The 9,167-nt window shown below is 67.3% G+C and carries 11 protein-coding genes; 1 reads left to right on the forward strand and 10 read right to left on the reverse strand.

Annotation, left to right across the window (positions count from 1 at the left end; translation table 11 throughout):
* From RMO30_RS04770 to RMO30_RS04805, 8 genes are all read right to left on the reverse strand, one after another.
* Positions 1-1,429: DEAD/DEAH box helicase (locus tag RMO30_RS04770; RefSeq protein WP_397427888.1), on the reverse strand; the 1,429-nt coding region annotated here is incomplete at its 3' end.
* On the reverse strand, positions 1,426-2,271 hold the full coding sequence (gene tatC, locus RMO30_RS04775) for a twin-arginine translocase subunit TatC (protein WP_309710203.1): 846 nt from the start codon (positions 2,269-2,271) through the stop codon (positions 1,426-1,428). The genes tatC and RMO30_RS04770, both read right to left, overlap by 4 nt.
* A 5-nt stretch (positions 2,272-2,276) precedes the next feature.
* Complete coding sequence (gene tatA, locus RMO30_RS04780; protein WP_309710205.1) at positions 2,277-2,483, reverse strand: twin-arginine translocase TatA/TatE family subunit; 207 nt, start codon at positions 2,481-2,483, stop codon at positions 2,277-2,279.
* A gap of 64 nt (positions 2,484-2,547) precedes the next feature.
* Entirely contained in the window at positions 2,548-3,534 is a 987-nt protein-coding gene (locus RMO30_RS04785) for a WYL domain-containing protein (protein WP_309710208.1), read from the reverse strand.
* On the reverse strand, positions 3,527-4,501 hold the full coding sequence (locus RMO30_RS04790) for a WYL domain-containing protein (RefSeq protein ID WP_309710210.1): 975 nt from the start codon (positions 4,499-4,501) through the stop codon (positions 3,527-3,529). The genes RMO30_RS04785 and RMO30_RS04790 overlap by 8 nt, the downstream gene beginning before the upstream one ends.
* Positions 4,502-4,519: 18 nt before the next feature.
* Entirely contained in the window at positions 4,520-5,425 is a 906-nt protein-coding gene (locus tag RMO30_RS04795) for a hypothetical protein (protein WP_309710212.1), read from the reverse strand.
* 17 nt (positions 5,426-5,442) lie between these two features.
* Positions 5,443-6,435: a tRNA (adenine-N1)-methyltransferase gene (locus RMO30_RS04800; RefSeq protein WP_309710214.1), complete on the reverse strand. Its 993-nt coding sequence runs from the start codon at positions 6,433-6,435 to the stop codon at positions 5,443-5,445.
* Positions 6,432-7,106, reverse strand: coding sequence for an HAD family phosphatase (locus RMO30_RS04805; RefSeq protein WP_309710217.1), 675 nt, complete (start codon positions 7,104-7,106; stop codon positions 6,432-6,434). The genes RMO30_RS04800 and RMO30_RS04805 overlap by 4 nt, the downstream gene beginning before the upstream one ends.
* A 42-nt stretch (positions 7,107-7,148) precedes the next feature.
* On the opposite strand from RMO30_RS04805, the gene RMO30_RS04810 reads away from it, so the two are divergent.
* Positions 7,149-8,018 carry a PAC2 family protein gene (locus RMO30_RS04810; protein ID WP_309710219.1) on the forward strand — a complete coding sequence of 290 codons (870 nt, stop codon included), beginning with the start codon at positions 7,149-7,151 and terminating at the stop codon, positions 8,016-8,018.
* A gap of 12 nt (positions 8,019-8,030) precedes the next feature.
* Here the strand turns inward: RMO30_RS04810 and RMO30_RS04815 are convergent, their stop codons facing one another.
* Together RMO30_RS04815 and RMO30_RS04820 are read right to left on the reverse strand one after the other, a co-directional pair.
* Positions 8,031-8,897, reverse strand: a complete 867-nt coding sequence (locus tag RMO30_RS04815; protein ID WP_309710222.1) for an undecaprenyl-diphosphate phosphatase — start codon at positions 8,895-8,897, stop codon at positions 8,031-8,033.
* 35 nt (positions 8,898-8,932) lie between these two features.
* Positions 8,933-9,167 (reverse strand): hypothetical protein (locus RMO30_RS04820; protein ID WP_397427889.1); only part of this gene is annotated, 235 nt, incomplete at its 5' end.

Below are 9,167 nucleotides of genomic sequence, written 5' to 3' on the forward strand. Positions count from 1 at the left end.
CGACACCGCCCGTCCACTGGATGACGGCGTGTCCTTCGACGTCGATGCCGCGGCGACCGGCGCGCCCGGTGAGCTGGGTGTACTCGCCCGGCGTGATCGGTACGCGGGCTTCACCGTTGAACTTCTCGAGTTTCTCGATCACGACAGTGCGGGCGGGCATGTTGACGCCGAGCGCGAGCGTCTCCGTCGCGAACACGACCTTGAGCAGCTTGCGCTGAAAGAGTTCCTCGACGATCTCCTTGAAGATCGGCAGCATCCCGGCATGGTGGGCAGCGAGGCCGCGCTCCAACCCGTCGAGCCAGCCCCAGTAGCCGAGCACCGCGAGGTCGGAGTCGGGGATGGCGCGGCAGCGTTCCTCGACGAGTGCCCGGATCTCGGCGCGCTCCCACGACTCGGTGAGCCGCACGTCACTGCGTGCCACTTGTTCGACGGCCGCATCACACCCGACCCGGCTGAACACGAAGAAGATCGCTGGCAGCAGGTTGCGTGACCGCAACAGTTTCACGATGTCGGCTCGACCCATCCGGTCGCCGAACAGCCGGTCGCCGCTCGGTGCTCCGCGGGAGATCATGCGGTCGGAATCCCTCCGCTTGCCCTTGCCCGGGCGGCCGATGTTGGGATGCCGGTGGCCGCTGGCCGCCCGGTCGGATGCGCCGGTGAGCCGAGTCACCTCGGGGTTGACGCGCGACGAGTCGGTGCCGTCGCCGCGCACGAGACTCGACGTCTCGAACAGATCGAGCAGCTTCGAGCGCACGAGCACGTGTTGCTCGAGCGGAACGGGCCGTTCCTCAGAGACGACGACGTCGGTGTCACCGCGCACGGCTTGCAACCAGTCGCCGAACTCCTCCGCGTTCGACACCGTCGCCGAGAGCGACACCATGCGTACATCCTGCGGGAGATGGATGATGACCTCCTCCCAGACGGCGCCGCGGAACCGGTCGGCGAGGTAATGCACCTCGTCCATCACCACGTAGGCGAGATCGTGGAGCAGCGGGCTGTCGGCGTAGAGCATGTTGCGCAGCACCTCGGTGGTCATGACGACGACCCGGGCGTGGCTGTTGATGTTGCTGTCCCCGGTGAGCAGCCCGACCTTGTCGGCACCGTGCTCCGCGGTGAGTTCCGCGAACTTCTGGTTGCTGAGGGCCTTCATCGGTGTCGTGTAGAAGACTTTCGCGCGGGCCTGCGCGAGGGCGAGGTGCACCGCGAACTCGGCAACGATCGTCTTGCCCGCTCCGGTTGGTGCCGCGACGAGCACGCTACGACCGCCCTCAAGTGACTGGCACGCTTCGAGCTGGAACGGGTCGAGGTCGAACGTCAGCTTTCCGCGAAACTCCTGGAGCCGCGGAGCGCCCTGACGGGACTTCGCGGCGGCGAAGCGGTCGGCCGGCGCCGGCTCGGCCCCCACAGACCCGGACGAGGGCGCGTTCACTCGACCAGGCTAGCTGCCGCCCGGCGGTCGACGACGCGGTCGTGCCAGACGGCGATTCCCACCGCTACGAAGTAGAGCACCGTCATCGGGATGGCGAGCAGCACCATCGACAACACGTCGGCCGCCGGGGTCGCAATCGCGGTGAAGACGACGATCGCGAGCACCGCCCAGCGCCATCCCTTGAGAATCGAGATCCCCCGCACCACGCCGATGAAGTTCAGCAGTACGACGAACACGGGCAGTACGAAGGCCACCCCGACGGCAAGCATCAGCTTGAGCACGAAATCGAGGTAGTACTTCGCGTCGTAAAGTGTCGTAGCCCCCGGTGGTACGAAGTTGGCCATGACTTCGACGATGCGCGGCAGCACGAACCAGCCCGCGGTGCACCCGGCGAGGAACAGCGGCACCGCGGAGAAGAAGAACCCGAACGTGTAGCGCTTCTCCTTGCCGGTCAGCCCGGGGACGAAGAATGCGAAGAGCTGATACAGCCAGACGGGGCTGGACAGAACGATTCCGGTTGCCAGCGCCACTTGGAACTGGATGTCGAGGGCGCCGGTGATCGTCGTGAAGTTGATGGCGACGTCAGTGCCCTGCGCTTCGGCGATTCGCAAGATCGGTTCCCGCAGTGCCGCCCACGTTCCGAGGTCATCGAGCGCCTTCGCCGCGCCCGGAAGCACGGAGTCCAAGAGTTCGCCGATCCAGGTGAGGTCGTAGATCATCCAGCCGATGACGGTGCCGCCGACGATCGCGAGGGCGGCGCGGGTGAGCCGTTTGCGCAGCTCGACGAGATGCTGGCCGAGCGACATCCGCCCTTCGGGGTTCCGCCGGCGTGGGGCGGCCATGCGGGCTACTTCTTGTCGGCGGGCTGGTCCGACTCGGCCGCGGGCGCGTCGTCAGGGTCGTCTGACTTGATCTCCTTGCGAAAGACCTTCGCCGACTGGCCCAGGCTCTTGGCGAGCGCCGGCAGGCGGGTCGCGCCGAACAGCAGAAGAACGACGACGAGGATGATGACCCACGTCTGCCACTGGTTCACCAGAAGGATGTGTGTGAACACGCGGGTCTCCTTGCTCAGAAAAGTCAGGGTCGAGGTAGGTCGTCAGGACTGCGATCAGTCTAACTCAGCGGTACCGGGCTACTCCGGCTGCAGCCCAGTCAGCAACCGCGGCTCGGGCGTCGTCGGGTGCGACGACGGTCACGACGCCGGGCATGCTCGCGATGAGCCGCTTCAGGCCGTGGAAGTGCGAGACGCGCAGCGTGGTGCGGATGCGGCCGCCCTCCGAAATGCTGCGGGCGCCGTCGGGGATGTAGTCGGCGAGCAAGGGCATCGCCGACGCTTCGACATCGATGACCACCTCGAGGTCGTCGGGTGAGGCTTCGAAGAGTTCGGGCAACCGCACGTCGCTCGCGCGGTGTTCGATCGGTGCGTCAGTGACCACCGCGTCGGAGATGCGGTCGAGCCGGAAGGTGCGCACTGCTTCACGCAGGTGGCACCAGCCTCGCAGGTACCAGTCGGCGTCGATGGACTCGACCTGGAGGGCGTCGACCCTGCGCCGCTCGCGGTCGCCCCGCGCGTTGAGGTAGTCGAACTCGAGCTGCAACCCCGCGTCGACCGATTCTCGGATCAGCTGCAGCGAGGGAGCGAGGCTGTCGATCGACTGACTCCCGCTCACGCTGACCGGTGCGACGGCGCCCGACGTTCCCCGCGACAGTTTTGTCTTCAGACTGGTGATCGCTCCCCGATCTGCGTACTCGGGGAGCGCGGAGAGGTATTCGAGGCCCATGATGAGCGCCGACGCCTCACGCGCCGAGAACCTCGGCGAATCGTCGATCGCGACGCGATTGGTGATCACGATCTCGTCGTCGTTCTCGAACGCGTCCCAGTCGATGTCGAACAGGTCGTCGTGCTGGTAGGCCGAGGTGTCACCCGGGAGGCCGCTGACGGCGATGAGGTTGACCGCATCCCGGATCTGCTCGGGGTCGACGGCGAAATGCGCGGCCGCCTCGGTGACGGTCACCCGGTCGTGATCCATGAGGTACGGCACGAGCGCAAGCAGGAACGCGAGCTTGTCGCGGGCCTGGAACGGTTGGGGCTTCGGCCTATCCATGCGCAGCCTCCACCTCTTGCAGGCGGCCGACGACGACGTCGCGCAGCGCGGGCGGCGAGAGCACGAGCACCTCGGGGCCGAATCCGCTCAGCTCGTCGGCGAGGATGTTGAGGTCGACGAAATGCAGCACGACGCGGTTGCCGGTGACCTCGGCGCCGTCACGATTCGCCAGACGGGTGGCGGCATCCGATCCGGGTACGACGTCGAGTTCGGCGACGTTGCGCTCCCAGACCTCCTCGAGCCCCGCGAGAGCCTCGGCGGCGTGGTCGCCTTCGGGCATCGGGACGGCCTTCCCCGTTGTGACCGGTCCGACAATGCGGCGCAGCAGGAAGACTTTGCGGTCACCGTCGAGCTCCTCGGCGGAGAGGTGCCAGCGGCCCTGGTACTGCACGAGGGCGAGCGGGATCACGTCGCGGTCGGTGGCGCGCTCCTCCCCCGGCTTCAGGTACTGGAATCGCACGCGCAGGCTCTTGCGAATAGCGGCGTCGAGCGGATCGAACGTGGCGTCGCGCAGGCGGATGCGCGGCGCGTATCCGAGCACCGGCTCGTCGGCTGTCACGCCGAGTGATCGCAATTTGAGCAGCGCCCGGCGGGACTCCCCCGACAGCGACCCCTCACGCCAGACCATCGCGGCGAGGTTCAACAACGCCGTCTCTTCCGGGCTGAACGCGACGTCTGAAGGGAGCTCGTAGGCGCCCTTGGGGATGCGGTAGCGCAGCGTCTGGTTATTGCCGGGGTCGCCCGGGGAATCAAGGGTCTCCAACGGCACGCCGAGATCGCGGATGTCGTCTTTGTCGCGCTCGAACTGGCGCTCGAGGTTCGCGTTGTCGCCGCCGCTCTTGAACCGCTGGCGATAGCCCTGCACGGTCGACAGGATCTCGTTCTTCGTGAGTCCGGTCTCGGTGGCGAGCAGCGCGAGAACGAGGCTGAAGAGCCGCTCCTCGACCGGTACGGCAGCTTGCGTCACGCCGTCACTTCCGATCGCCTACTCGTCGGCGAGAATGCCGAGGATGTCGATGACCACGACGGTCGCGCTGCCGTCGCCCGAAGTGTTGGGGATGACGAGCAGCAGCTGGGATCCGACCTTGGCGCCTTCGAACGCCTCGTAGACCGTTTCGTCGCCCAGCACCTCGGCGTCGACATCGACCTCCGTCGGCGTGCCAGACGCCCAGGTATCGAGCTGCCCGATCGCAGGGGTGGCGCCGGTGCCTGCCGGCCAACTCCAGTTGCGAGCGTGGATGATGACGGTGTCGCCCTTCTCCACCGTCGCTCCGCTACCGGCCTTGATCACCGCGGATCGTGACTCTTCGGGCGCTTGCTGGTACGTCAGGGTAATCCCCGGCTCGCCGTCTACCGCAGTCACGATGGTCGGCATCCCATCTTGCGGGAGCTGGTTCACCCCGTTCGCCTTACCGAGGTAGATCGCCTCGATGTCGAGCACAGCGACGATCGTGCCTTCAGTGCCCTCAGCCCCGACGAGCACGTCGGCGACAGGCCCAACGACGGCGAGGCGCGACCCGACGGTCACGCACGCAAGAGATTCACCAAGTTGCAGGGCGGCGTCACTCGCGGTGAAGAAGGCGGTGGTCTCGTCTCCGGCCTGCCCGGTCGCGCCATCGAAATACGTGTAGGTCGCCAGAATGACCGACCCCGGAGTTGCGGGCTCACCCTCGCCCTCGACGAGCACGGAACGCTGGGTCTCGTTGGCGATGAGCGGAGTCGGGAACTCGACATCCCCGGTCGCACTGACGGCACTCGACGCATCTCCAGGCTGGAACGCGGGCTCGCATCCGCCGGCAATCGAGAAGCCCGTGCATCCCGCGAGGGCTCCCGAGACGAGCACGGCCGCGATGACGGCCGTCAGGGGCCGGGCAAAGGGGGAACGACGCACGACGAACACTCTACTTGTCATCGCTCGCTCTCCTTGTCGTCCGATGTGTCGTCGAGGGGTGCCCCGGCCTGGTCGGCGATCGCGCGTGCTTCGCGGGCGACCTTGCGCATCCGCTTGTCGCTCTTGACGTGCTCGCCGAGCGCTCCTGGCGTCCACAGTTCGACGTCTTCTTCGCCGTACTCGGTCTTCGAGGTGCGGCGAGCGGGCGGCGGCAGCACTGCGCCGGGTGCGAGTCGGCGGGCCGTCAGCAGGAAGCCGGTGTGCCCGACCATCCGGTGCTCGGGTCGCACCGCGAGGCCCTCGATGTGCCAGCCGCGGATCATCGTCTCGCTCGACTCCGGTTGGGTGTAGAGCCCCGTCGCGCGGATCGCTTCGGCGACTCTGGAGAGCTGGGTGACCGTCGCGACGTAGCAGAGCAGCACGCCGCCGGAAGCAAGTGCGGCACTGACCGCGGGCAGACACTCCCACGGCGCGAGCATGTCGAGAATGACGCGGTCGGCTTTGATCCCCCGCTCCGGTAGTTCTTCGGCAAGGTCGCCGAGCGCAATCTCCCAGTTCGTCGGCACTTCGCCGAGGAATCCGGCGACATTGCCGCGGGCGATGTCGGCAAACTCCTCACGACGCTCGAACGAGAGGAGCTTCCCCGTAGGGCCGATCGCCCGAAGCAGCCAGAGCGACAGTGCCCCCGACCCGACGCCAGCTTCGACCACCGTGGCTCCGGGGAAGATGTCGGCGAGCCCGAGAATCTGCGCCGCATCCTTCGGGTAGATAATCGCGGCGCCGCGCGGCATCGACATGACGTAGTCGCTGAGCAGGGGGCGCAGGGCGAGGTAGGAGTCGCCGTTCGACGCTGTCACCACCGACCCGTCGGGCTGCCCGATGAGCACATCGTGCGCGAGCGTGCCCCGGTGGGTGTGGAAAATCTTCCCGGTCTCGAGGGTGATCGTGTTGAGCCGGCCTCGGGGGCCCGTCAGCTGCACGCGCTCCCCCGCGCGGAACGCGTCGCTCATGCGAGCGCCCCCGCAAGGTCGGCGAGTCGCAGCCCGACCATCGATTCGCGCAGCACGTAGGCGGGCGATGGGGGCAGTGGGATGTGCAGCGGCAGCGCGAACACCGTCGCTCCAGCCGCGACTGCCGAGGCGACTCCGGGCTCGGAGTCCTCGAGCGCGACACACTCTGTGACGTTGACACCGAGCTGTTCCGCCGCCGTGAGATACGGCTCGGGATGAGGTTTCGCGTTCGCCACGTCGTTGCCGGCCACAACCACGTCGAAGCCCTCGAAGCCGAGCGCCGCAACAATGTCGAGCGCCATGTCGCGGCGCGACATCGTGACGAGAGCGGTCGGGATGCCGGCATCCCGGATCTCGGTCAACAACTCACGAGCTCCGGCCCGCCACGGCACCGCGCCGCCGATCTGCGACCGGACGCGGTCGGTGAGGGTCGCGATGACCTCCTCGACGGTGAGTTCGACGCCCCGCGACTGCAGGATGAGGGCCGACCGCTCGAGACCGGATCCGACCAGCTGGAGCCCATCCTCCGGCGTCCAGACCCCGCCCGCGGCGTGCACCAGGTCGCTCTCGGCCTGAAGCCAGTACGGCTCGGTGTCGACGAGCGTGCCATCCATATCCCACAGGACGGCGGCGGGTAGCCGGGTGGCACTGGTGGGAGAGGCGGCGGTCACAACGCACCAGCTTAGGTGCGGCGCGCGGCCTATCCTGGGGGGATGGCCGAGTCGGGAGATCTGCACCCGTTTCACGGGGGGTCCGTTCTCATCGTCGCCTTCGAAGGCTGGAACGACGCCGGTGAGGCGGCGAGTGGCGCCGTGCGCGCCGTACGGGATCAGCTCGGCCTGATTCCGCGACTCGAGGTCGAACCCGAGGACTACTTCGACTACCAGTTCAACCGGCCGAACGTCTCGACCAACGAGGACGGCGATCGGGTTCTCGAATGGCCGAGCGTGACGCTCTCCGCCCCGGTCGAAGGTGGCGGCATCCACGTTCTGCTCGGCACCGAGCCGTCGCGCGGCTGGAAGACCTTCAGCGGCGAAATCATCGACGCGGCCGAGGCCGCCGGGGTTACCGGGATCGTCTTCCTCGGCGCGATGCTCGCCGACGTGCCGCACACCCGCCCGATCTCGATCTTCGTCGGAAGCGACAACAGCGCCGTGCAGCAATTCTGGGAGCTGGAGGCGAGCAGCTACGAAGGGCCGGTCGGTATCCTCTCGGTGCTGGGGCTCGCCGCCGAGAAGGCGGGCATCCCTACGCTCGCGATCTGGGCGTCGGTGCCGCACTACGTGCATAACTCCCCCTCGCCGAAGGCCACCCTCGCCCTGCTCGACCGGCTCGAAGAGTACGTCGACGTCGTCGTGGATCGCGGCTCCCTCGTTTCCGACGCCTCGGCTTGGGAAGACGGCATCGACGCGCTCGCCGAAGACGACGAGGACATGGCCGCCTACATCAAGCAGCTCGAGCAGGCGCGCGACACCGTCGACTCGCCCGAAGCCTCGGGTGACGCGATCGCGGAAGAGTTCGAGCGCTACCTCCGCCGCCGCAACGGTCGCGATGGTCGCGACGACAAAGCCGGCGGCGCGTAACAACCCCGGTGGTCAGGGCTGCAGGACGCCGAGCGACAGCAGGGCGATCAGGGCGCCGCCGAGCAGGATGCGGTAGATCACGAACGGTAGGAACGACCGTGTCGAGATGTACCGCATCAGGAAGGCGATCACCGCGAGCCCGACGCCGAACGCCACGACCGTCGCCGCAACGGTCTCGAGCATCCCGTAGCCGGTGCCGCACGCCTCGTCGACCCCCGGTTGGCAGGTGAGCGCCGTATAGGTCTCGTAGAGGCCGGCGCCGAAGACGGCGGGCACCGCGAGCAAGAACGAGAACCGCGCCGAGGACGGGCGGTCGTAGCCGAGAACGAGCCCGGCGCTCGTCGAGGCGCCTGAGCGGGACACCCCGGGGATGAGAGCGAGCATCTGCGCGAGGCCGATCAGGAGGCCGTCACGGTAGCTCACGTCGGCGACGGTCTTGACGCGGCGGCCGAGCCGGTCGGCAAGTCCGAGCAGGATGCCGAACACAATGAGCACCACCGCGACGATCCAGAGCGACCGCAGCTGGTCGCGGATGAGATCTTGCAACAGGAAGCCGACGATCACGATCGGAATCGTGCCGATGATGATGATCCAGCCGAGTTTGACGTCGGGGTCACCCTTCTGGATGCCGGCTGAGTGCGCGCCGCCCTTCGCCCCGAAGGAGCGGAACCATTTGCTGATGATGCGGAGGATGTCGTGGCGGAAGTAGATGAGCACCGCGAGTTCGGTGCCGAGCTGCGTGATCGCGGTGAACGTCGCACCCGGGTCGCCCCAGCCGACGAGGTCGCCGAAGATGCGTAGATGGGCGCTTGACGAGATCGGCAGGAATTCGGTGAGACCCTGTAAGAGCCCCAGGATGATCGCCTCGAAGAATTCCACCCGCCGATTCTGTCAGGACATCCACCCGATGGGACTCACGAGCACCAGGACACCGCGAAGCCCGCAATGGCGCGATTCGCCTGGCCGGTCTCGAGGTCGACGAAGTAGGTCGTGCTGAGGGTGCGTCCCGACACGTTCGGGTATGCGTCGGGTTCGCCTTCCGGGTCTTGGACCTCGACGGCGAGGTACTGGGCGTTCGGCGACAGACAGATGTCGCGAATCGGGATGCCAGCATCCGGGTCGAAGATCACCTCGACCCCGTCGGGCCCG

It is taken from the genome of Pseudolysinimonas sp., assembly GCF_031389465.1.
GTDB lineage: Bacteria > Actinomycetota > Actinomycetes > Actinomycetales > Microbacteriaceae > Pseudolysinimonas_A.